The sequence below is a fragment of the Lentzea cavernae genome (assembly GCF_014653695.1).
Classification (GTDB): Bacteria; Actinomycetota; Actinomycetes; order Mycobacteriales; family Pseudonocardiaceae; genus Lentzea; species Lentzea cavernae.
The window spans coordinates 249,509-271,784 of record NZ_BNAR01000004.1 but is presented as its reverse complement, the minus strand read 5'-3'; the positions used below and the strand labels follow the sequence as shown (position 1 = coordinate 271,784).

Here is a 22,276-nt window from a genome sequence, read left to right as displayed (position 1 = left end):
GAGCGGTGAACGATCCGGAGTGGACGGTCGCAGGGCTGGGCCGTGCCCTGAGGTCTGGTGCGTTGTCGAGCGTGGAGATCGTGCGACGGCTGCTGGACGGCGCCGACGCGCGGGACGAGGTGCTCGGCGTCTACCTCGCCAGGTTCGACGATGAAGCTGTCGCCGCCGCGCAGGCCGCCGACGCCGAACTGGCCGCCGGCGTCGATCGCGGCCCGCTGCACGGAATCCCGTTGGGCATCAAAGATCTGATCACCACTCGTGAGGGGCCGACGACGGCGCAAAGCTCCGTGGACCACCCCTGGCGTGGGGTCCGGTCTGACGCTGACGTGATCACCTCGCTGCGGGCGGCGGGGGCCGTGGTGCTCGGCAAGGTCTCGACCATGGAGTTCGGGGTCGGAGGACCGATCGGGCAACTCGGCTTCCGCACCCCGCGCAACCCCTGGAACACCGACCACTGGACAGGCGGGTCGAGCTCGGGCACGGGCAGCGGTGTCGCGGCGGGGTTCTTCCCGGCGGGACTCGGGACCGACACCGCGGGCAGCATCCGGGGACCGGCGGCCTACTGCGGGGTGACGGGGCTGAAACCGACCTACGGGCTGGTCCCGGTCGCGGGGTGTGTTCCGCTCGCACCCGGATACGACACGGTCGGCCCCATGGCCCGCACGGCCGAGGACTGCGCGCTGGTCCTCGACGCGCTGACCAGCGGACGGCGACATGCCGACCTCACCGGGATGCTCTCCGGCGTGACGGTGGGAGTTGACGCCCTGGTGGGGAGGGGAACGACAGCGTCGCCGACGACCCTGGAGGCGTTCGCGGCCGCTGTGGACGTGCTCCGAGCCGCCGGCGCCGTGGTGCGGCAGGTCGAGGTGCCGTGGTTCGAGGAGCTCACGACCACGACCGTGCTCGGATACCTCGCTGAAGGCTTCGTCGAGCACCAGGAGGGGTTGCGACGGGAGTGGGGTGCGTACGCACCTCAAACCAGAACTGCGCTGCTCACGGGTGCGCTGATCTCCGCTGAGGAGCGCGCTCGGCTGGAAGAGGTGCGCCGGGCAGGCAGGGAGGCGATGAGCACGTTGTTCCGCGAGGTGGACCTCGTGGTCACGCCGACCACCGCGGGAGCGGCCCCGGCGATCACCGACCTGCCTTCGCTGCGCACGATCGACGCGTTGTACACGCCGGTGTGGAACGCGACCGGGCAGCCGGCGCTGTCCGTGCCGATGGGCTTCTCCGAGACCGGGCTTCCTCTGGGACTGCAGATCGTCGGCCGCCATCACGCCGAGGCGGCGGTCCTCAACGCCGGCCATGCGTTCCAGACGCGAACCGACTGGCACCTGCGAGCGCCTGTCGCGCCGCCCGAGGAGACCGTGCGTTCGCTGCTCGCGGCCGCCGGGCTGAGCGAGATGAGCGCGGCAGAGGTGCGCACCGCCGCCGCGCGCCTCCCAGGTCTTCGCGACCGGATCGCCAAGGCCTACAACGCGGTTTCACCACCGGTGTAGTGGCCCGGCCAGTCGCGGTGCGGGATCCGGGTGATCGTCCGCACCTCGCCGATCTCGGACCACTCGTTGCGGCCGAGGCGCGCCAACGGCCGCAACCGGTGGATGTCGGGAAGCCTGTTGCCGCGCTCGTCGACCACGAACACGTCCTCGTCCACCGCGATGTGCCGGACCCGCCCGATGACGACGGTCGAATCTCCCAGCGGCAGCTCGTGCTCGAGCGTGCACTCGATGGCGACGGGCGACTCGGCGACCCGGAACGGTGTCACAGCGGCACTTTGCTCGGGAGTCAGCCCGACGGCCTCGAACTCGCTCACGTCCGCGGGGAAGTCCGTCGCGGTCGCGTTGATGTGCTCGAACAGGTGGGCCGAAGCGAAGTTCACCACGAACTCGCCGGTCTCCCTGACGTTGCGCAGCGAGTCCTTCACGGACACCGAGGTGAACTGGACCATCGGAGGTTCGACGCAGGACACGGTGAAGAACGAGTGCGGCGCGAGGTTGTCGACCCCGGCCGCGGACCGGGTCGAGATCCAGGCGATGGGCCTGGGCACCACGACCGAGGTGAGCAGCCGGTAGACGTCGCCCGGGTCCATTTCGGACGGATTGGCCTCGCTTCGCACCGCGCACTTCTCCTTTTCCTCGCAACAACATCGCCATCGGGGATGATGGTCACCTACAATTACTATATCTCGCTGGTCTTCAGTCGTGGAGGAGATGCACGTGCCCGTTCGTCACATCGACCCCGAGGGGCTGCACCCCGTCCCGGGTGTGCTCAGCCATGCCGTCGTCGTACCGGAGGCGGGACTGGTGTACCTGTCCGGCCAGGTGGCGTGGAACCAGGACGGGGAACTGGTCGGCGCCGGTGACCACGGGCAGCAGGCCCGGCGGATCGTGCGCAACATCGACGTGGCCCTCGCCGCAGCGGGCACTGACCGGTCCCGCGTGGTGAAGGAGACCATCTACATCGCCGAGTACCGGCCCGAGGTCGCCGGCCCGATCATCGACGCGCTCCGGTCGGGTGCGACGACCCCGCCGCCGGCGCAGACGATGGTCGGCGTCGCCACGCTCTATGACCCCGGCTTCCTGGTCGAGATCGACGTGGTCGCGACGCTGTGACCAGGGACCGGACTATGCTTTGCCGGTGAAGAGGGCAACACTGAAGGACGTCGCGTGCAGGGCCGGTGTGCACGCCGCCACCGCGTCCCGGGCGCTCAACGAATCCTCTCGCCACCTCGTGCAAGCCGACACGCTCGACCGGGTCCTGCGAGCGGCGGCGGAACTCGGCTACACGGCGAACATCGCGGCCCGCACCCTCAGGACCGCGACGTCGCGAGCCGTCGGGATCCTCGTGCCGGACATCACCAACCCGATCTTCCCGCCCATGGTGCGCGGGGCGGAGGAAGTGCTCCGCTCCGAGGGCTACAGCACGTGGGTCGTGAACACGGACGACGACAGCGCGCGCAACGAGGAGGCCGTGTCCGCGTTCCGGCAGCGCAACGTCGACGGCATCATCCTGGCGACCGCCCGGTTGCACGATCCCGCCTTGGACGCCGCGCTGGAACAGGGCTCGAACACGCCGTACGTCTTCGCCAACAGACGACCGGCGCGATCCGGCGTGCCCTCCGTCAGGGCGGACGAGGCCGAAGGCGCGCGAATGGTGCTCGACCACCTCGTCGCCCTCGGACATCGGAGGATCGTTCTCGTCGCGGGACCGCAGGACGTGTCGACCGGGCGCGCCGGCAAGCAGGCGTTCGTCACCTACGTCCGCAAGCACGGCTTGCCGGTCCTGGGCGGCCAGGTGACCGAGTGCGGTGCCTTCACCTTCGAAGCGGGCCGCGAGGCCATGCGCGACCGCCTGCGCGAGGACACGTCATTCACGGCGGTCGTCGCTGGGAACGACCTCATGGCACTCGGTTGCCTCGACTCGCTCGCCGAAGCAGGTCTGCGCTGTCCTGAGGACGTGAGCGTGGTGGGGTTCAACGACATGATGCTGATGGATCGCATCACGCCTGCGCTGACGACGGTCGCGATCCCGTACCGGGAGATCGGCGTCGAAGCGGCGCGGCTCCTCGTCGCCGCCATGAGCTGCGCACCCCGGCGCAAGTCCTCTGTGGTGCTGAAACCGGTTCTGCAGGTCCGTGAAAGCAGTGCTCCGCCGCCGAAGAAGGCGTCCCGGCAGAAGCGATGATCTCCGCGTTGTGCACGGTCAGTGGTGATATAGCTCGTACGTCGCTCGTATGAGGTCTACTTCAGTGCCCGTCGTGTCGACAGCGACCGTGCCGGGGTCGTTGAAGTACAGCGATCTGAGCGGCCGGGAGTCTCCGGCGACCATTAGCTTCTCCAGCGAGTACAGGCCGGCCATCGCGAACGAGAGTCCGGGGTGGCGGCGTGCGAGGTCGCGCTGGACCGACTCAGCTGCGGAGTGGCCACGTCCTTCAGAGGCGCTGTCGACCATCAACCCGAGCTCGGGTGGTTTTCCCTCAACGTTCAGCGAGGCCCGCATCTTCTCGATGGTGTAACCGGCGTAGCCGAGGTCGTGGAACGTGCGCGGAGTCCACGTCGTTCTGAGCAGATCCCACATGTCATCACCGCTTGTGTCGAGCACGGCCACGCAGTCCTCGATCTCGGGAACGCCGTCCGAGGACACAACTGACCGCACGTGGTCAGCCAGGTCGTCGAACGCGGTCGCCAGCTGGATCGGGCAGCTGCGTCCGGTTCTCAAGCCGGGGCGACTGATCTCATCGACCATCAGTTCCGCCACGCGCCGCCTCCGCAGGTCCACCTCGTCGAACCACGCCAGGGCGAGATCAGTGCCGACCATGCCGCACTTCAGCGCGTCGACGAGGAAGAGGTAGTACTGGGCCCTCGGAAGGTCGAGCGTCACCGAGACCGGTGTTGATGCCGGGATGCTCGCCAGAAGTCCGCGGACGAGCGCCATCTGCCTGAGGCTCGACTCGTACTCGTAGAGCGACATCCGATCGTCGACACGCAAACTGACGATCTTCTCCATCGGTGGCTGCGTTTTCGGTTGCAGCAGTCTCACGTCGCGACCCGTCACGTCGAGGGTCCGCAGTCTCCGATCGCTGAACAGGCACACACCGGAGACGATGTTGACGCGGGCCGCGCCCTCGAAGGGGCGGTTCTTCGAGGTCTTGACGTGGACCGGAAAGACATCGCCGCCCATCTCGATCTGCGGGTGGGCAACAGTGGAGTCGCGGCCGAAAACCTCGATGTAGGCATCGGGCCGCAACGTGAGGTCCCGCACGCCCAGCAGATCTGCGAGCTCCCGCATCTTGTCGGCGGCACGTCGCAGCGGGTTGTTGCCGGCGGCGTTCGTGGTGTGGAACAAGCCGGGAGCACCTGGCACCTCAACGATTCCGGCGTGATCAGTCGGCCGGTGCCACCGCAGCAGTGGTCTTCGATCGCCAGCAGAAGAGTCGAGCAAACCAACGTGACTCATGTCGCCGCGCCGGATTCTGCTCAAGAGCTTCTCCTACGCGGTGGGGTTTGCCGGCACCCCACGATGCTGCCGTCACAAGGTCACCGCACGCATCGGCAACAGTTGCCTATTCCGGCTCTGTCCCTTCGCGACACTGCGAACTCGGCCGAGGGGTTCAGCGCGGCTTGTAGGCGTCGTTGACGTCCATCGGGGCGCCGCCACCGCGGTTGCCGCCGCCGGGGACGTAGATCGTGTCGCCGACGCCGATGGCCGCCGTACCGTGGCGGGGGATCGGCATGGGCGCGAGCTCCTCCCAGCGGTCCGTGCGGGTGTCGTAGGCCTCCGTCTCGGGGAAGACGGTGTTCACGCCGTCGATCACCCTGCCCTCGCCGCCGAAGGTGTAGATCTTCGTGCCGATGACGGCCGACGCGAGACCGCCGCGCGGGGTGGGCATCGGTGCCCGCTCGGTCCACTTGCCGCGGGAGAACGCGTAGACGGTGTCGCGGACGTTGACCTGGCCCCGGTCGCGGCCGCCCACGACGTAGAAGGTGCCGCCGACGACCGCGCCGCCTACGTGGTCGCGGGCCTCCGGCAGTGACGGGAGGGTGGTCCATCGGCGCGTCAGGACGTCGTAGGAGTGCACGTCGGCGACGGTGTCCTGGAGGCCGCCGGGGCCGGGCGTGAGGGTGCGCATGCCTCCCGCGAGGTAGATGCGGGTGCCGTGGACGCCCATCGCGGCGCTGCCCCGCTCGAAGCCCTTCGGCATGGGCGGGAGCTTCGTCCAGCGATCGGTGACGGGGTTGTAGACGAAGCTGTCCGCGAGGGCCTCCCACGAAGCGCCGCCGGACAGTCCGCCGAGGACGTAGATCCGGCCGCCGACCGCCACGGCGTTGGGGTGGTTCATCGGCACGGGCAGCGGCGCCGCCCTGCGCCACGTGTTGGCGCGCGTGTCGTAGACCTCGACGTCCGGGACGGTGGTGACACCGCCGTTGCCGTCGGGGCGGATGCCGCCGATCAGGTACACGTGCCGGCCGATCGCCGCGACGCTGTGCTCCTGGCGCGGCCCACCGGCGATCGGGGCGCGCTGCTGCCAGCCCGTGCCGTAGACGGGGTTCGCGACGGGAGCGGGCGGCGCCACCGAGTGGTCCGGGTGCGCGTGGGCGACGGCGGGGAACGCGAGGGCTGCGGCGAACGTGGCGGCGAGGACGCGTTTCATGGCTTCATCTCCGGTGTGTTAACGCTGATGTCCTGATGTCCGAATCGACGCTAACACGAGCTGTGTAACGCTGGCAATCAGTCGTGTAACGGCGCTATAGTCCGGCTGCATGAGCGATGTTCGGACGCGGATCCTGGCTGCGGCCATCGACCTCGTCGACGGGGCAGGGGTGGAAGGGGCGTCGATCCGCGACGTGTGCGCGGCCGCGAGCGTGACGCCGCCGACCGTCTACCACCACTTCGGGGACAAGAAGGGCCTGCTCGACGCCGTGGTCGCGGCGGGGTTCGAGCAGTACCTGGAGGAGAAGCGCGATCGGGCCCCGTCCGCCGACCCGGTCGAGGACCTGCGCCGGGGCTGGAACGGCCACGTCGAGTTCGGTCTGCGCAACCCGGCGCTCTACGGCCTCATGTACGGCGGCGCGCGCACGACTCAGCATCCTGCCTCGCAGGAAGGAGAGCGGATCCTGCGCCGGATCGTCGCGCGGATCGGCGAGGCCGGCCTGCTGACGATGCCGGTGGACGACGCCGTGCAGACGATCCACGCGGCCACGGTCGGCACCACGATCCTGTTGATCGCGAACCCCGGTCTCGAAGGGTTGTCCGAGCGCACCAGGGACGCGGTGTTCAGGTCGGTCCTCGTCGCGCAGGCGGGTGGGACGGACCTGGCGTCGGCCGCCCGGACCCTGCTGGCGCTGTTGGCCGCGGGAGACGTGCCGCTGACGCCGGGGGAGCTGGGCATCTTCCGGGAGTTGCTGATCAGGTTGGGCGACTAGCTCCAGGCGCGAGCCGGGAGCCGCGGACGTTCAGAAGCCGTTGGGATGGAGTGAGAGCCAGTCGGTGTGGCGGTGTTTCACGGCGTCGCGGTCGGCAGCCGTGGGCAGGAGGACGTCGGCGCCCCCGTCGTAGGGGTGGTGGATCCGGTCGAAGCTCAGGCTGGTGATCATCGCTCCGGCGGTCAGATCCTCGGCAACGGCGCGGAGCAGGTCGTCGATCGAGCCGTGTCGCCAGGGCACGCGGCTTGCGTGCAGGTGGACGTAGGTGAAGAAGTCCGGATCCGTCTCGTCCTCGTCGGTGCGAAAGGACGTCCAGTGATACGCATCGGGATGCCAGCGTGAATGCCGCTCCGGCAGCGCAGGAGGCTCAGGGCCGCTCGACCAGGTGGCTGTGATGATCCGGACCTCCTGCTCGCGGAACAGTTCGTCGAGGACCGTGTTGTAGCGGTGGAGCACGATGTCGTACTCGGAGCTGTCCTCGGGGTAGCGCTTGGATTCCGGCAGGCTGTGGAAGCGGCCCACCGATCGCGGTAGACGTGCTTCAAGTTGTCGGCCTGCGGAGGGCAGTAGGGCCACTGTTGCTGCCACAGCACCGACAGGTCGTCAGACACGTGGTCGTGTTCTCCAATGGGGTCGTGGGTCTGTCGGATTCAGTCGACGAAAACTTGCTCAGTCTAAGCAGGGAGTCGTTTTCGTGCAGTCCATTTTGCACTGTCGCAGGTGTTCGCCCGTCTACTGCGGTACGAGCTCTGACGCCGTGTATCGGCGATGTATCAGCCGTGTATGCGATCCCCGAACGCTGTGGGAGCAGTGCAGACATGCGAAAAGGGGATCTCATGCGGTTCACCAAAGTCACGGTCGCTGCCATCGGCCTGCTCGGCGCGGTCCTGATCGGCACCGCCGCTCCGGCCGGCGCGGCCGGCGGGGAAGTGTTCAGCCCGAACGTCGAGATCGCGCAGCCGTGGCTCGACGACACGGCCACCGCGTCGGCCGTCGAGGGCGACGTCGCCATCCAGCAGACGGCGGCCGGCGCCATCAAGTGGATGTCCGACCGCCGCGGCAGCACGGCGTACGAGGGCTACTGCGAGCGCGCCGTCCGCCTGGCGTGGAACCGTTCGACGCACCACGCGTCGGCGATCGACCACTGGCGGTCCTCGGACGGTGCCCGCCACACCACCGGCACGCCGCCCAGGGGCGCGTTCGTCTTCTGGAACACCAGCCAGTACGGCCACGTAGGCGTCGCGGACGGCAACGGCGGCTTCTGGTCGACCAGCGTCGGCGGCAAGATCGGCCACGGCAGCTCGACCGGCTACTTCCGCAACTACCTCGGCTGGAAGCCCGGCAACAGCAACTGATCCAGTGATCCCGCCGCGCGTGCGAGTGCTCGCCGCGCGGCGGGTTCGCCTTCCCGGTTTCCGGTGCGGCGGTAGGTTTCCAGCGACTGCCGCAGGAGGTCGTGCGCCTCCTGCGGGTGGCCGTTCGAGATCAACGCCTCGCCCAGCTCGACCTGGGCGAACGCAGTGCACCGCTCGTCGGTGAGGTCCGTCAGGATCATCACGGCCCGGCGTGCGCTGACCAGCTCCTGCTCGTGCTCGCCCGTGCTGCGGTAGAGCGCGGAAAGCCGCACCAGCACGAGAGCTTCGCGGTGTGCGTCACCGAGGTCCGCGGCGAGCTGCCGGGCGTTCGTGAGCCATTTCCGCGCCTCCTCGGGCTTGCCGAGCGAGCCGTGGACCGCGCCGATCGACGCCCGCACGTGCGCGACGGAATGCAGATCGCCCGCCAGCTCCAGCAGCCGCAGGCCTTCGGAGTAGAACTCCATCGAGCGCTCGTACTCCGCCCGCAGCCGGTGCACCACGCCGATGCCGGCGAGGGACATGCCCTGGCCGCGGTCGTCGCCTAGTGAGCGGTAAAGCGCTTGTGCCGCAAGCAGTCCTTGCTCGGCTTCCGCGAACTCACTGCGGTAGATGTGCACCTGCGAGATGCCGCGCAGCAACGCCGCCTCGCCCGCTTTGTTGCCGGCCGCGCGGACACTCCGCAACGCCCGCGCGTGGGTGCGCGCCCAGTCCTCGTAGTGGCTGTGCAGGTCGAAGAACGGCACGCAGGCCGCCGCGAGCTGCCACGCCACCTCGTCGAGGCCCGCGTCCGCCGCGATGTCGACCGCGCCGCACAACGTGCGCCGTTCCGCCTCGAACCACGCGACGGGCTCGGCGAGCAGGCGTTCCGGTGCCGCGACCGGGTCGACGTCGGCGATGGTGGTGCCGAACGTGACGGGCAACCGCCGTGCCGCCGTGACCGTGAGCCACAGCCACGCGCGCAACGTCCGTTCGAGCGCGGCCTCACGGTCCGGCAGAGAGTGGTTCAAAGCGTGGCACCGCAACAGGTCGTGCAGCCGGTAGCGCGGCTGGCCGATGCCGTCCGCGCCGAAGGTCTCGAGCAGATGGGCGTCGACCAGCCCGTCCACGAGGTGCTCCGTGCCCGGTTCGCCGAGCAGCGTCTCGACCACCCAGCTCGGGAAGTCGTGCGGGCCGAGCAACGCCAGCCGCACGAACGCCTGGAACTCGTGCTGCGACAGCTGCCGGATGCTCAGGTCGAAGCTCGCCCGCACGGCCAGCTCACCCGAGGTGAGCTCGCGCAACCGCGTCGACTCGTCGACGAGCCGCTCGCGCAGCACCTGCATCGACCACCTGGCGCGGCCGGCCAGCCGCGCGCCCGCCACCCGGATCGCCAGCGGCAGATGACCGCACGCCGTCGCGATCGCCGCCGCCTCGTCGGGCTGGGCGCAGACCCGGTCCTCGCCCGCGATCGCGGCGAGCAGTTCCGCCGCCTCCTCCGGGGAGAACGGCGAGAGCTCCACCTGCAGCGCGCCGGGCAGCTCCGGCAGCCTGCGCCGGCTGGTCACCAGGACCGCGCAGCCGGCGTCGGCCGGGAGCAGGGGCACGAGCTGGCTCACCGAGGCGGCGTCGTCGAGCACCACCAGCATCCGCCGGCCGGCGAGCTTGGAGCGGAACAGCGCGGCTCGCGCGGTGACGTTCGCGGGCAGTCCGGCGCCCGTGATCCCCAAGGCGTGCAACAGTTCTGTGAGCACCTCGCCCGGTTCGCGCGGGTGGTCGGAGGTGCCGCCGAGGTCGACGTAGAGCTGTCCGTCCGGGAAGTGGTCACCGACCTGGTGCGCCACCCGGATCGCGAGCGTCGACTTGCCGACACCGGGAGGCCCGGTCACCGCGGCCGGTGCCGGGCCCTGCCGCAGTGCCGTCGTCAGCACCGCGATCTCTTCCGCGCGGCCGCAGAAGTCGGACACCGCCGGCGGTAGCTGACGAAGGGGAGCGGACGCCGGTTCGTCGCGCAGCACCGCGAGCTGGGCCCCTCGCAGCGCGGATCCGGGCTCCAGCCCGAGTTCGTCGGTGAGCCGCACGCGCATGTCCGTGTAGACCTGCAACGCCTCAACACGCCGGTTGTCCTGATGCAGGGCGAGCACGAGCTGTGCGCACACGCTCTCGCGGTAAGGGTGCTCCACCAGCAACGCCCGGAGCTCCGGGATCGCTTCGGCGTGCTCACCCGAGGCCACCTGCAACCCGAGCCGTTGCTCGGTCGCCGCGAGCCGGGCTTCGTCGAGCCGGGCGAGAGCGGGCGTCCACGCGTCGTGGTCCGGCAGATCTTCGAGAGGACGGCCACGCCAGAGGGACTCCGCCCGCCGCAACAACCCGAGCGCCGCGTCGGGGCGTCGGCGGGCCTCCGCGACGAGCTCGTCGAACATCAGCGCGTCGAGCTCGTCAGCCTCGAGCTCGAGCACGTAACCGGTGCCATGAGTGCGCAGCTGCTCGTCGAGCAGCTGCCGCAGCCGCCAGACGTAGGTCCGGACGTTCTGCACCACCGACCGCGGCCGGGTAGCTGGCCACAGGGCCTCGACCAGCTGGTCGAGCGAGACGTCGGTGTTCGTGTGCAGCGCGAGGTGCGCGAGCAGGGCCCGTTGTTTGACGCCCCCGAGGTTCTCCCTGCGGCCGTCCCGCCAGACCTCCAGAGGGCCCAGCACCCGCACGCTCAACCGGCTGATAGCTCCTCCGCCCCCAGGACCCGCTCAGGTGTTCGTCCCATCGGACGACGCCGGCGCCTGTCGCGTTCCGCCGCACGCCATGATTGCGGGGTGTGCGGCGTCGACCTGCGCCGACGGGGAGGTGGGAGGAGGTGGACCCGACTGCTGAGTCGGCATCGGGTTGACGTGCAGAACGGCGCCGGCATCGACGACTTCCGTGCCGCTCGCGGATCTTGGTTCCCGCGTCGGCTCTGGCCGGGCGCACCCGGCCAGAGCGCCGTGCCGCCCGGTCAGCTGCGGGGCTCGTCCTCGATCACGCCGACCAGCTCCGGGTCTTCCGGAGCGGGCATGTGGCGGATGCTGTCACTGCCCTTGTGGTCGTGGGCGCGGCTGTACCGGGAATCCAGCACCCTGCCCAGCTTGTGCGCCGCTCCGGCGTAGGCGTCGTCGACGTTGGTCGCGTGGTGGGTGACCGCGACCGGCTGCTTGCCTCCCGGCCGCGCCTCGATGACGCACTTCTTGTCCTCCGGCTTGCTGCCGCCGTCCTCACTGAGGTGCACTTCCACGCGGGTCAACCATCCGCTGAACCGGGACAGGCTGTTCTCCAGGTCGGTGGTCACATAGGTGGCCAGTCGTTCGCCACCGTGGATGTTGTGGTCGGTGTTGACCTGGATCTGCATGAGCACCCTCCGGAACGGGATCGAAATGATCCTGATCGGTACCACCGGAACGGCCGGCTCAAACGCGGCGGTGTTCAGCGGGGTGGCGGCACGGCGCCGTCGGTCCGTTCGAGGTCGGAGATCCACAGGGCGAGCGCCGCCTGCGCGTCGCGCAGGGTGCGTGCCGGCTCGCCGAGTCCGCGCAACGCCAGCCGCCGTTGTTCGAGCCTGGGGCTCCGGAACTTCGGGAAGGCGAGCTTGAGGCACGTGTCGACCATCTCGGAGTGGTAGTGCAGCAGCTGGGTCACCCGGAACTCCAGCGACGCGCGGTCGGCGTTGCCGATGAGGTCCATCGCCCACCCGTGCAGCCGGCAGTAGTCGGAGGCGATCCGGCTGCCCTGGCGGGCCACCTGCACAGGGGTGTCGCCCGGTTGCGCGCAGGCGCCGATGATCTGCTCGGCGGCGGGCTGGAGTGCGACCGCACGCGTGGCCACCTCCAGCAACGACCTCAGCGCGACCAGACGCGCGGAGGTGGAGTCCTTCGCGGTTGCCACGTTCGCGCCTCGCCGCGGGCGACGCCCCGGAATCCACATGTGATCCACCAGCCTCGACGAGCCAGTCCGGAAGCATCCAGTATGAACCGCGACGAGGCGCGCCGCGAGGTGCTGCAACAGGGCGGCCCCAGCGAGCGCACCACGCTGCTGGCGGTCAGCAAGCCCTGACGATGACCGAGTGCGCCTTGGGGCTCACGTCGAGGACCTTGACGGTCTTGGCGCCGGCGGGCACGCGCACCACGTAGGTGCCGGGGGCGACCGGGTAGCCGAAGCTGCTGCCCGCGGGTGCGGCGGCGGTGCCCGCGATCATCGAACCGCTGGTGCGGTGGATCGTCGTGGAGACCGCCTTGCCGCAGTTGTTGTTGATGACGATCCTGCCCTTGGTGGCGGCGGTGGCGGTGCCGGTGGTGAGGGCCGACATGACCAGAGCCGCGGTGGCCAGGCCGGTGATGAGGCGCCGGGTGGTGGTCATGGTGATGCTCCAAGCCTTCGGTGGGGTTCAAAAGATCAAGATATCGAGGCGGGGGGCTGGGCGCAGTGGGTCGAACGACCGACACGGACGCCCGTCGCCGCACACCCGGGGCAGGCAGCGTTCCGCATCAAGAACCCGGTGCGCAGATCACACGGCCGGGCACCGCAGCCCGTCTTGCGGTGCGGTTCCGCCGATCAGATAAGCGTCGGTGACCTCTCGCGTGCACGCCGTACGCGTGTACACGCCGTGTCCGGTTCCTTCGTACGTCACCAGGACTGCCTTCCCCCGGGCCTGACGGTGCACGCTGACCGCGTTCTCGTAACCGGTCGCCGGATCGTGCACCGAGTTCAGCACCAGAACCCGCGGCGCCTTCTCCGGACGCCACGGCAGAGCGGGGTTCAGCTCAGGCCCCTGCCACCCGACGCACCGGACGAGTGCGAGGTCCCAGATGGGGGAGGCCTGAACGTTCGGTGCGGCAGCACGGACGCGGGCGTCCATCGCGGCGACGTCGGCGGCACTGCGCGGATGCCCGGCGACGTCCTGGCACAGCACGGCCTGGGGACGGCGGGTCGCGACGGCCGCGCTGAAAACGGCTTCGGGCTGGGCCGACAGCGACTTGAGGTACTCGCCCATGCGCGTGAAGTCCGGTGAGTATCCGAATCGGACGGTGCGGTTCGCGAGTTCTGTCACCGTCAGCGGTACGTCGGGCAGGCCTGGCGTGTGCAGGTCACCGCGTGCGGCGCGGGCGCGGAGATCGGCGTAGAGGGACAGGACGTCTTCGCCGTGCAACGCGCATGAAGGGGTGACGCCGCACCAGCGCACGAACTCGGTGAAGATTCCCTCGCCCGCTCGGGCACCGGTCTCGAGCAGCTCAGCGAGTGGCCGGCTCGCATCCATCACGCTGTCGATGACCATGGCGCGTACGTGCTCGCCGTACCGTTCGGTGTACTTCTGGCCGTAGAGCGTGCCGTAGGACTGTCCGTAATAGCTGATCTTCTGCTCTCCCAGGGCTTCGCGCAGGTCGTCCATGTCGTGTGCTGCGCTCTGCGCGTCGACCCGGTCGAACACGGGGCCGGTTCGGATGCGGCAGTCGTCGTTGAGGCGGCGGTTGTACTCGACCTGCTGGGCGAACCGCTCCGGGGTGTCCGGCCGGCCACTGGGATGAGGGACGCCCACCGCTGACGTGTCGCAGTAGATCGGCTGGCTGTCACCGATTCCGCGGGGGTCGTAGCCGACGACGTCGAACCGCGCGAGCACCTCGGGGCTGAAGGTCTTGGGCGCGTCCTTCGCGTACTGCGCAGCCGATCCGCCCGGTCCGCCGGGATTGACCAGCAGCACACCGATGCGCCGTGCGGGGTCGGTCGCCTTGCGGCGTGCGACGGCGAGACTGACCTGAGGCCCGTCCGGTCGGGCGCGGTCGACCGGCACGGTGAGCGAGGCGCAGTCGGCCTCCGGGACGTCCGCGCAGGCCTGGAAAGTCAGCGTGGGAGACGCGGCCGCCGGTGAGATCGGCAGCAGCACCAGGATCGACGCGATCGCGAGGATTTTCATGAGATCGATCCTCGACTTTGCAGCCGCTGGAAGGTCAAGCGCTCGCCCGCGATCACGTCAGCGAAACGGAAGTGCGGAGATCGGTGGTGGTTCACCACGCTGCCGCGCCGGCGAAAGACGTCGGCGCGGGCTCGTAACCGAGGTGCGTTCGGGCGGCGGTGATGTCCAGAGTGCGCTCGCTGGCCAGATGGCTGATGGCGTACCTGGTCAGGCGGGGAGGCTGGGCCCGACCCGCCAGCCGCCAGACGGGTTCGGCCACCGCGGCCAGAGACCAGGCGAGTCTCAGGGGGAGGTGGCGGATCCGGACGTCCAGGCCGCGTTCCCGCATCAGGTCCCGCAACGCGCTTTCCAGCACGACCGGGGAGGAGTCCGCCACGTTGTAGACGCCGGGCCGGCCGGTGCAGGCCAGCAGGCCGGCCTGGGCGAGGTTGCCGATCGACGTGAGTGACTGCAGCGCCTGCCCGTCGCCCACGAGGAACAAGGTCCTGCCGCGGATCGCGCTCAGGACCCGCGGGAGCAGAGTCGGGTCGCCCGGGCCGTAAACGGCGTGGGGACGGAGGATGACGCTGTTCGGACGTGCCAGCACCAAGCCCTCCGCCTCGGCCTTCGTCGCACCGTAGGCAGTGAGGTAGCGACTCACCGGCGCAGCGGACTCGACCGCCGAGATGGTCGGCTTGAACGGGTCGTACACGCTCGCCGACGACATGTGCACGAACCGTGCGCCGGGAAAGGTCTCCAGGACGTTTCGCGTGCCGGAGACGTTCACCCGCCGGATCTCCGCACCAGAACCCCAGTCGGTGACGGCAGCGGCGCAGTGCACCACGGCGTCGACGATGGGCGGGTCGATCAGCGGGCCCGCCGTGATGTCCCACGAACGTGACCCGTAGGCGTGCACTCGCCAGCCCCGTGCTTCGGCGGCACGGCACACCGCCCCACCCACGAAGCCGGTCGCCCCCGTCACCGCGAGCCGCATCAGCGAGCCAGTCTCGTGCGGAGGGCGGATCGGTCGATCTTCCTGGTGCGGCCCGACAGCGGCAGTTCCGGCAGGACGACGACCTCGTCGGGCAGCGCGTACACGTCGATCAGGTCCGGCAGCGAGGCTTGGACCCGCGCGGCCAGTTCGGGGCCGGCGTCGGGGGAGGGCACGATCGCCAGCACGATCCGCTCGTCGCCGATCTCGTCCGGCACGCCGACCATGACGGCGGCCGCGACTCCGGGCAGGCGGGTGATGGCCGGTTCGTACAAGCCGGGGTACACGTTGGTTCCCCCGCGCAGGATCATGTCCTTCTTGCGGCCGGTGAGCACGATCAGGTCGCCCTCCAGCCGAGCCAGGTCGCCGGTGGCGTGCTCCGTCAACGGTGGCGATCCCAGATAACCGCGGCACATGTTGGGTCCGGCCACCATCAGCTCCCCGTCCTCGGCGACGCGCGCCCGCACGCCCGGCAGCGGCCGGCCGAGGAGGTCGCCGTCGTGCGCGAGCTTCTCCTCGGCGGTCGCGATCGCGATCGGGAGGATCTCGGTCATGCCGTACACGGCGAGCAGTTCGACGCCAGGCAGCGCGGCTCGTGCCCGCCGCAACAGAGGTGGCAGGACCGGTGCGGAACCCAGCAACACCTGGCGCAGCGACCGTGGCAGCGCGACCCCGCTGTCGAGGATCGCGGCCATGTCGGAGGGCACCAGGAAGGTGTGGGTCGTGCCCTCCAGACCGGCCGCCAGCGCTACGGGATCGGCGGCCGGCGCGAACCCGTAGGGCGGCATGGACCAGTGCGCGCCCGCGACGAGCGCGGGCAGTCCCAGCATCATCTGGTCGGTGTGCACTCGGGAGTCCGGACCCAGCTCGCACCGCGCCGCCAGCACGTTCAGCGCGGCCGCGAGCGAACCCCTGGTGTGCACGACGGCCTTCGGCTCGGCCGTGGTGCCCGAGGTGAACACGACCACGGCGTCCTGGTCCGGTCGCGGGTCGGGCAGCGGCGCGTCGGCGACCGGTTTCGCGAGCGTCCGGGTGGACACCGCGCGCAGCGGCACACCGGGCAGCCACGGCCCGGATCTGATGTACCGCACCGGCAGCGCGGTGTAGTCCGGCAGGAGCACGCCCCTGCGACGAGCCAAGGCGCGCACCGGGCCGGGTGCGCTGGCCGCGTACAGCACGGATTCGGCCGCCACCCACGCCGGCCCAGCCAGTTCAGTGCGCTTCGTGAAGAGCTCCTGCCCGCCGCCGGGGTCGACGAACACCACCGTGCCGCCGGCCGCGACGGTTCCGAGCGCCAGCACGATCGCGTCAGGCCCCGGTCGTACCGAGAACAACATCCGGCTGCCGGGCGTGAAACCCCTTGAGCGCAACCGGTGCGCTGTGCCGAGCACGCGGTCGGCCAGTTCGGCGTAGGTCGTCGTCCTCCCGCGGCCGTCGGTCAGCGCGGGGCTCCCGCTGTGGCGCCTGGCCGCTTCCAGCACCCCGATCAGCAGGTCGTCAGCCACGGCGCACCACCAATCTCGAGTAGCAGGGGATCAGCACCCGCCGGGCGGGGCTTCGGTCCACAACGGACAACGGGGTCGCGTCGAGCACGGCGTCGAGCACCGCGCGGATCTCCGCTTGTGCCAACGGCATGCCGAGGCAGAAGTGCGGTCCCGCGCCGAACCACAGCTGCCTGATCTGCGGAGGGTGCGGGCGTTCTGGTTCGAAGGGCCCCAGCGCGCGGGCGGCGGAGATCGTCGCGATGACCACCCGGTCGCCGGTCCGCACCCGCACCCGGCCGATCCGGGTGTCCGCGGCGACGCTGCGCAGCATCACCGGCGAAGGCACGGTCACCCGCAGCGCCTCGGCGACCGCGTCGTCGACCCGGCTCCGGTCCGCGGCCAGCCGGTCCAGCCAGCCGAAGTCGTGCAGCAACGCCACCAGGCGCGGGACGTACGACACCAACGTCTCGGTTCCGGTGAGCACGAATGCCGCCACCGCGCCGAGTGCCTCCTCCTCGGTCAGTCCGAGTTGCCGCATCCGGCCCGGCACGGTCGCCGGGTCGCCGTCGGCCCACGCCCGCGCGGCCGGCCGGGTGAGCGCACCCAGCGACTGACGGCACTGGAGCACCTGTGCGGGTGTCAGCGACCGGCGGCCCAGCCGGATCGTGGACGTGATCGCGGTTCCTGCCGCGTGTGCCGCCATCGCCTCGGACACCTCCAGCCCGACCAGTTCGCAGATCACCGCGCCCACCAGCCGCCGCACGACGGCCACCAGGTCGACCGGACGGCCGGCTCTCAGATCGTTCCGCAGCTCCTGCACCGGTGCGTCGAGGACCGCCCCGCACAGTTCGGACACGCTGCGCGGTGTGAACAGCCCGGACAGCTTGCGCCGGAGCTCGCCGTGGGCCGCGCCCTCCATGTTCAGCAACACGGTCGGGCCCACCACGGGCGTCCACAGGTCCGCGGGTGACCCAGGCCCGGTCTTGGTGAAGTGCGCCGGGTCGTTGAGGACCTCCTTGGCGAGAGCGGCGTCGCTGACCACGACTCCCACCCGCGGTACGCGGACCACCGGCGCGACGCGGCCGACGGCGCGCACCAAGGGGTAGGCGACCGGGTGCGCGGCCAGCTGGAGCCTCGACTCCCAGTTCATCGGATGTCCACGACGTCCGGCCGGTAGCGGTGGTCGGCGTACCAGGCGAGCGTTCTGCGCAACCCCCACGCCCGCGCCCGCCGTGACGAGCCATGGACGACCACGTCCCGCCGCCGCCCGTACGCCTTGGTGTGCAGGCGAACGGCGTTGACGAGGGCGCGGTCCTCGTGCAGGTCTTCGATCTTCGACCGCGGGAACCCACCGGCGAGCACGTACAACTCGGCCGTGATCGCCATGTTGCAGCCGGGCGTCATCACGTACGGCCCCAGGTAGCGCGGATCCCGGTTGCCGGACCTCACCTTGCCGAACGCCGACGCGACCTCGACGGCGGCGATGAGCACCCATCGCGTGACAGCCCGCACCCCTTCGTCCTTGCGCGGCAGGAGCTGTCCTGACACCAGCCGGAGCCCGCTCCCCAGCGCGGCCTTGATCCGCACAGTCCAGTCCGGCGCCGGCAGGCAGTCGGCATCCGTGCGTGCCAGCCATCGCGCCCCGTGGGCGACGGCGTGGCGCATCCCGGTGTCCGCCGCCGCGCCGGTGCCCTTCTGCGGCTCGTGCACGACTTCCAGCCGCAGCCCCGGGTTCTCCCCGTGGAACCGCTGCACCAGGTCCACCGTCGAATCGGTCGATCCGTTGTCCACCACGACCAGCCTGAAGTCCATGTCCTCCTGCGCCGCAAGAGATTCCAGCGTCGCGAGGATGGAGCGTTCCTCGTTGTAAGCCGGTACGACCACCCACAGGCTCACAGCCGCACCACCACGAGCCCGAGGCTCACTCCACCGGCCAGGCCCACCAGGGCGACGAGATCGCCAGGACCGCAACGCCCCATGCGCTGCGCGGTGACCAGCTGCAGGGGCAGGCTCGCGGACGCCACGTTGCCGTGCTCGGGCAGCGTCACCACCAGCTTGTCGCGCGGCACGCCCGCGCGATCGGCGAAGATCTCCAGATAGGGCAACGACACCTGGTGCACGCAGGCCACCGCGAAGTCGTCCCACGTCAGATCCAGCTCGTGGAGCATGCCGTCGAGGACGTCCCGGCCCAGGTGCAGGAAAGCGTCCTTGAGCCGCGGACCGTCCATGTCGAAGTAGGTGAACTCCGGATCGCGCGGATGCCGAGATCCGCCACCGGGCAGGGTGCCGACGTCCCACCACGTCGAATCCGCGGTGAACGCGCTGCCCAGCACACCGGCCTCACCGGCGGTGAGCAGCACGGCCGCGCCCGCGTCGGACAACGTGTAACCGGGGAAGGCACGCCGGAACTGCGCCGCGTTCGCCACCTCCCAGCGCACGGCCCGCGACGGTGACTCACCGCTCACGACCAGAACCGTGCGGTAACGACCCGCCGTGATCAAGGCGTCGGCGACCTCGATCGCGTTGAGCACGCTGTTGCACGCGTTCTTGACGTCCATCACGGGGCAGCGCAGCTCGAGCTTCGCCGCGACGATGTGCGCGGTCGCCGGCTCCACCATGTCCTGACTGGCAGAGGCGAACAGGAGCAGGTCGACGTCCGCCGGCTCAGATCCGGTGTCCGCCAGCAGCTTGCGCGCCGCGGCCACCGCCAGATCAGACGCCTGCTCGTCGTCGCGCATCACGTGCCGTGACCGAATGCCGGTCAACCGGCCGATGAGCCCGGGTGGCGGTGTGAACGGCGCCAGACGCCGCTCCACCTCCTCCGTGCTCAACCGCTCCTCGGGCAGATGCACCGCAACGCCAGCCAAACGTGTGCTCACTCCCGCACCTCCTGGGTGCACGTTATATGGAGGCGCTCGGAGCGACGTCGGTAGAACTACTCGGATGGTGGCGGGGCGCGGTGCATCTCCCGTGATGTGAGACGCCTGTCGGACAGTGGGCAGGTCAGAGCGATCCACAATGGACTCGTGGTGATTGTTGCAGACTTTGTCCACTGTGGTCGATGGTAGAAATTCGGATCACGCTTGCTGTTGGGCGCGAACGGTGTCACGGTCCGGGGTGGTCACCGACGGCGTGGTGCGGGGCCACGTCCAGGCGTACCGCACGATGAGGGCGAGGAGGATCAGCTCCAGCACGACGCCGAGGCCGTAGAAGTACAACCAGGACTCACCCGCCAGGTTGAACACCGTCACGGGTGCGTAGAGCGAGGCCGCGACGAGGTTCGTGAGGCGGCTCGCCCGGGCGGGCAGCGTCATCGACAGCACGACCATGAGCGCCGGGACGGACATGAGGGTCAGCGCCGAGGTGGAGAAGGTCTGGGAGACGTCGAACTCGAAGACCTTGCCGGCGCGGATCTCCTCGATGACGCCGGGCGTGAAGAAGTTGAGGACGTCCACGTAGACGTACAGGAACATGAGGCTCGTCCATGCCGCGGCGAGCGTGGCCCTCACCGGGATCCGCTGGTCTTCCAGCGTGGAGGGTCGGCGTGTTCTCATCATGGGCTCCGTTGTCGTGGTGAGGTTCGGTGGATCCATGATCGACGCGCCCGGCGGCGGGCACCCCGTTCCGAAGGCCGGGGTTCACCTGGCCGATGGCACGGTTCCTCTCCTGTTCTTTGGACGGGTACGCCGGGGCTCGCCGATCCCTAGTCTGGAGCCGTGGTCACCTTCCGGCGCTCCCTGTGGCACGAGCCGCGGCCTGCTGACGCCCCACCCGTCGGCCGGCTCGACTGGGTGCTGGTGGGCGTGTTCACGGCCGCGGCCCTGGTCGAGGGCATCGCTCGGCCGGGCCTGGCCTGGCAACCCCTCGTGACGGTGCTCGCCCTGGCGCTGATGCCCGTCCTGTTGTGGCGGCGGGCCCGCCCGCTGATGGCCGCCGTGGTCGGGTGGGGCGTCGTCGGGTTGCTCTCGGTCCTCCAGCTGACCGCGCCCGCCGGGGACCTCGGCCTCTACTCCATGATGGCTGTGCTGGTCCTGCTCCACTCCCTGGTGCGGTGGGGCTCGGGCCGGGAGATGGTCCTGGGGACGGCGTTCGTGGCGGTCGTCGTCGCGCTGGGGATGTACGTCTCCGCGGCGGGCTGGGCCGACGTGTTCGGCGGGACCGTTCTCCTGCTGTTGTTCGTCGCCCTTGCGGCGGTGTTCCGCTACCGCGCGGACCTCTGGCACCGCCGGCAGCGCGAGATCCGCAACCAGGAGCGGGTGGCGCTGGCGCGGGAACTGCACGACATCGTGGCCCACCACGTGTCGGCCATCGCGGTGCAGGCGCAGGCCGGTGGCGTGGTCGCCGGGGTCCAGCCCGAGAAGGCCGTCGAGGTCCTGGCCGCGATCGAGTCCGAAGCGTCGCGCACCCTGGCGGAGATGAGGTCCATGGTGCGGGTGCTGCGCGAGGAGGAAGCCGTCGCCTACTCACCGCAGCCCGGTGTGGCGGACCTGCCCGCTCTGGCGCGCGCCCACACGACGCCCGCCGTCGAGGTCTCGCTGGCGGGCTCGCTGTCCCGGCTGGCACGCCCCGTGGACGCCGCGCTGTACCGGCTCGCGCAGGAGTCGCTGACCAACGCCGTGCGGCACGCCCGGAGCGCGACCCGCGTCGGGATCGACGTGCGCCGGGAGGGCGACGCCGTCAGGCTGCGCGTGAGCGACGACGGACGGACCGAGCCGGGCCCGGCCCCGGAGCTCGGCTTCGGGCTGCTGGGCATGGCCGAACGCGCCCAGCTCCTCGGCGGAACGCTCCTCGCGGGGCCGGGACCCGAGGGTGGCTGGGTGGTCGAGGCCGTGCTGCCGGTGGAGGCGTCGGCATGAGCGTCCGTGTCGTCGTGGCCGATGACCAGGACCTGGTCCGGGCCGGGCTGGTGATGATCCTCGGCGCCCAGCCCGACATCGAGGTCGTGGGGGAGGCGGCGGACGGGCTCGCGGCACTCGACCTCGCGACCAGGCTGCGTCCCGACGTCCTGCTCGTCGACATCCGGATGCCCGGCCTCGACGGCGTCGAGGTGACGCGGCGCGTGGCCGGGCCCGACGTGCCGGACCCGATGGCGGTCGTCGTGATCACCACCTTCGACCTCGACGAGTACGTCCTCGGCGCCCTGCGCGCCGGAGCCCGCGGTTTCCTGCTCAAGGACGCCGGTCCGGCACTCCTGGTGCAGGCCATCCACGCGGCAGCCAACGGGGACGCGCTCATCGCCCCCAACGTCACCGGCCGGCTGCTGGCGATCTTCGCCGACCAGGCGCCGGCGACACCGGTCCAGCCCGTCGACCCGCTCACCGAGCGCGAGGAGGAGGTGCTCGCGCTGGTGGCACGGGGCCGGACCAACGCCGAGATCGCCGCCGAGCTGTTCGTCGGCCTGAGCACGATCAAGTACCACGTGGCGTCGTTGATGGCCAAGCTCGGCGTGCGCAACCGCGTGGAGATCGCGATGTGGGCGTACGACACCAGACGCGTGAGAGCCAGGTAGTCCACCGGCCACTCGTTCTGATGGGTTCTGGCGCTGGCGTTCGACTTCACCAACGGCATCAGCACTGCGGTTTTCATCGCTGTCGGGCCGCAGTTCGAGCGCATTGGGGGTGCGGACCGGCGCGATC

22 protein-coding genes are annotated in these 22,276 nt (G+C 70.2%); 7 read left to right on the top strand and 15 right to left on the bottom strand.

Annotated features, from left to right (window positions below; all coding sequences use genetic code 11):
- Nucleotides 1-5: 5 nt before the first annotated feature.
- Entirely contained in the window at nt 6-1,496 is a 1,491-nt protein-coding gene (locus IE307_RS15280) for an amidase (protein WP_191298605.1), read from the top strand.
- Here the strand turns inward: IE307_RS15280 and IE307_RS15275 are convergent.
- Entirely contained in the window at nt 1,469-2,113 is a 645-nt protein-coding gene (locus IE307_RS15275) for a flavin reductase family protein (protein WP_229904725.1), read from the bottom strand. The two genes, IE307_RS15280 and IE307_RS15275, sit on opposite strands and share 28 nt — an antisense overlap.
- A gap of 100 nt (nt 2,114-2,213) precedes the next feature.
- Here IE307_RS15275 and IE307_RS15270 point away from each other — a divergent pair, with 100 nt between their 5' ends.
- Together IE307_RS15270 and IE307_RS15265 are read left to right on the top strand one after the other, a co-directional pair.
- Nucleotides 2,214-2,609, top strand: a complete 396-nt coding sequence (locus tag IE307_RS15270) for a RidA family protein (protein WP_373306014.1) — start codon at nt 2,214-2,216, stop codon at nt 2,607-2,609.
- A 25-nt stretch (nt 2,610-2,634) separates the two neighbouring features.
- A complete protein-coding gene (locus IE307_RS15265; protein WP_191298604.1) occupies nt 2,635-3,681 on the top strand; it encodes a LacI family DNA-binding transcriptional regulator in 1,047 nt (348 codons plus the stop codon).
- Nucleotides 3,682-3,699: 18 nt separating this feature from the next.
- Here IE307_RS15265 and IE307_RS15260 read toward each other — a convergent pair whose 3' ends face one another.
- Entirely contained in the window at nt 3,700-4,842 is a 1,143-nt protein-coding gene (locus tag IE307_RS15260) for a hypothetical protein (protein ID WP_191298603.1), read from the bottom strand.
- 265 nt (nt 4,843-5,107) lie between these two features.
- Entirely contained in the window at nt 5,108-6,148 is a 1,041-nt protein-coding gene (locus IE307_RS15255) for a Kelch repeat-containing protein (RefSeq protein ID WP_191298602.1), read from the bottom strand.
- A 109-nt stretch (nt 6,149-6,257) separates the two neighbouring features.
- On the opposite strand from IE307_RS15255, the gene IE307_RS15250 reads away from it, so the two are divergent.
- Nucleotides 6,258-6,920: a TetR/AcrR family transcriptional regulator gene (locus tag IE307_RS15250; RefSeq protein ID WP_191298601.1), complete on the top strand. Its 663-nt coding sequence runs from the start codon at nt 6,258-6,260 to the stop codon at nt 6,918-6,920.
- 30 nt (nt 6,921-6,950) lie between these two features.
- On the opposite strand, the gene IE307_RS15245 is transcribed toward IE307_RS15250, so the two are convergent.
- A complete protein-coding gene (locus IE307_RS15245; protein WP_444543459.1) occupies nt 6,951-7,496 on the bottom strand; it encodes a DUF3885 domain-containing protein in 546 nt (181 codons plus the stop codon).
- A gap of 260 nt (nt 7,497-7,756) precedes the next feature.
- Here IE307_RS15245 and IE307_RS15240 point away from each other — a divergent pair, with 260 nt between their 5' ends.
- The gene (locus IE307_RS15240; protein ID WP_191298600.1) at nt 7,757-8,275 is read left to right on the top strand and encodes a hypothetical protein; all 519 of its coding nucleotides are present in this window, start codon (nt 7,757-7,759) and stop codon (nt 8,273-8,275) included.
- Here IE307_RS15240 and IE307_RS15235 read toward each other — a convergent pair.
- From IE307_RS15235 to IE307_RS15185, 11 genes are all read right to left on the bottom strand, one after another.
- A complete protein-coding gene (locus IE307_RS15235) occupies nt 8,242-10,956 on the bottom strand; it encodes an AfsR/SARP family transcriptional regulator (protein ID WP_229904793.1) in 2,715 nt (904 codons plus the stop codon). The genes IE307_RS15240 and IE307_RS15235 overlap by 34 nt on opposite strands.
- A 284-nt stretch (nt 10,957-11,240) precedes the next feature.
- A complete protein-coding gene (locus tag IE307_RS15230) occupies nt 11,241-11,630 on the bottom strand; it encodes an HPF/RaiA family ribosome-associated protein (protein WP_191298598.1) in 390 nt (129 codons plus the stop codon).
- A gap of 74 nt (nt 11,631-11,704) precedes the next feature.
- Complete coding sequence (locus IE307_RS15225; protein WP_191298597.1) at nt 11,705-12,163, bottom strand: hypothetical protein; 459 nt, start codon at nt 12,161-12,163, stop codon at nt 11,705-11,707.
- A gap of 154 nt (nt 12,164-12,317) precedes the next feature.
- The gene (locus IE307_RS15220) at nt 12,318-12,635 is read right to left on the bottom strand and encodes a hypothetical protein (protein ID WP_191298596.1); all 318 of its coding nucleotides are present in this window, start codon (nt 12,633-12,635) and stop codon (nt 12,318-12,320) included.
- A 147-nt stretch (nt 12,636-12,782) separates the two neighbouring features.
- On the bottom strand, nt 12,783-14,186 hold the full coding sequence (locus IE307_RS15215) for an alpha/beta hydrolase (protein ID WP_191298595.1): 1,404 nt from the start codon (nt 14,184-14,186) through the stop codon (nt 12,783-12,785).
- Between the two features lie 91 nt (nt 14,187-14,277).
- Nucleotides 14,278-15,159 (bottom strand): NAD-dependent epimerase/dehydratase family protein, encoded by an 882-nt coding sequence (locus IE307_RS15210; protein WP_191298594.1) that lies wholly within the window; start codon nt 15,157-15,159, stop codon nt 14,278-14,280.
- Nucleotides 15,159-16,661, bottom strand: coding sequence for a class I adenylate-forming enzyme family protein (locus tag IE307_RS15205; protein ID WP_191298593.1), 1,503 nt, complete (start codon nt 16,659-16,661; stop codon nt 15,159-15,161). The genes IE307_RS15210 and IE307_RS15205 overlap by 1 nt, the downstream gene beginning before the upstream one ends.
- Complete coding sequence (locus tag IE307_RS15200; RefSeq protein ID WP_191298592.1) at nt 16,654-17,790, bottom strand: cytochrome P450; 1,137 nt, start codon at nt 17,788-17,790, stop codon at nt 16,654-16,656. The genes IE307_RS15205 and IE307_RS15200 overlap by 8 nt, the downstream gene beginning before the upstream one ends.
- On the bottom strand, nt 17,787-18,536 hold the full coding sequence (locus IE307_RS15195) for a glycosyltransferase family 2 protein (RefSeq protein WP_191298591.1): 750 nt from the start codon (nt 18,534-18,536) through the stop codon (nt 17,787-17,789). The genes IE307_RS15200 and IE307_RS15195 overlap by 4 nt, the downstream gene beginning before the upstream one ends.
- The gene (locus IE307_RS15190; RefSeq protein WP_191298590.1) at nt 18,533-19,519 is read right to left on the bottom strand and encodes a 3-oxoacyl-ACP synthase III family protein; all 987 of its coding nucleotides are present in this window, start codon (nt 19,517-19,519) and stop codon (nt 18,533-18,535) included. The genes IE307_RS15195 and IE307_RS15190 overlap by 4 nt, the downstream gene beginning before the upstream one ends.
- Nucleotides 19,520-19,717: 198 nt before the next feature.
- A complete protein-coding gene (locus IE307_RS15185) occupies nt 19,718-20,194 on the bottom strand; it encodes a DUF6326 family protein (protein ID WP_191298589.1) in 477 nt (158 codons plus the stop codon).
- A gap of 162 nt (nt 20,195-20,356) precedes the next feature.
- Here IE307_RS15185 and IE307_RS15180 point away from each other — a divergent pair, with 162 nt between their 5' ends.
- Together IE307_RS15180 and IE307_RS15175 are read left to right on the top strand one after the other, a co-directional pair.
- A complete protein-coding gene (locus tag IE307_RS15180; RefSeq protein WP_191298588.1) occupies nt 20,357-21,496 on the top strand; it encodes a sensor histidine kinase in 1,140 nt (379 codons plus the stop codon).
- The gene (locus IE307_RS15175; protein ID WP_191298587.1) at nt 21,493-22,149 is read left to right on the top strand and encodes a response regulator; all 657 of its coding nucleotides are present in this window, start codon (nt 21,493-21,495) and stop codon (nt 22,147-22,149) included. The genes IE307_RS15180 and IE307_RS15175 overlap by 4 nt, the downstream gene beginning before the upstream one ends.
- Nucleotides 22,150-22,276 lie beyond the last annotated feature (127 nt).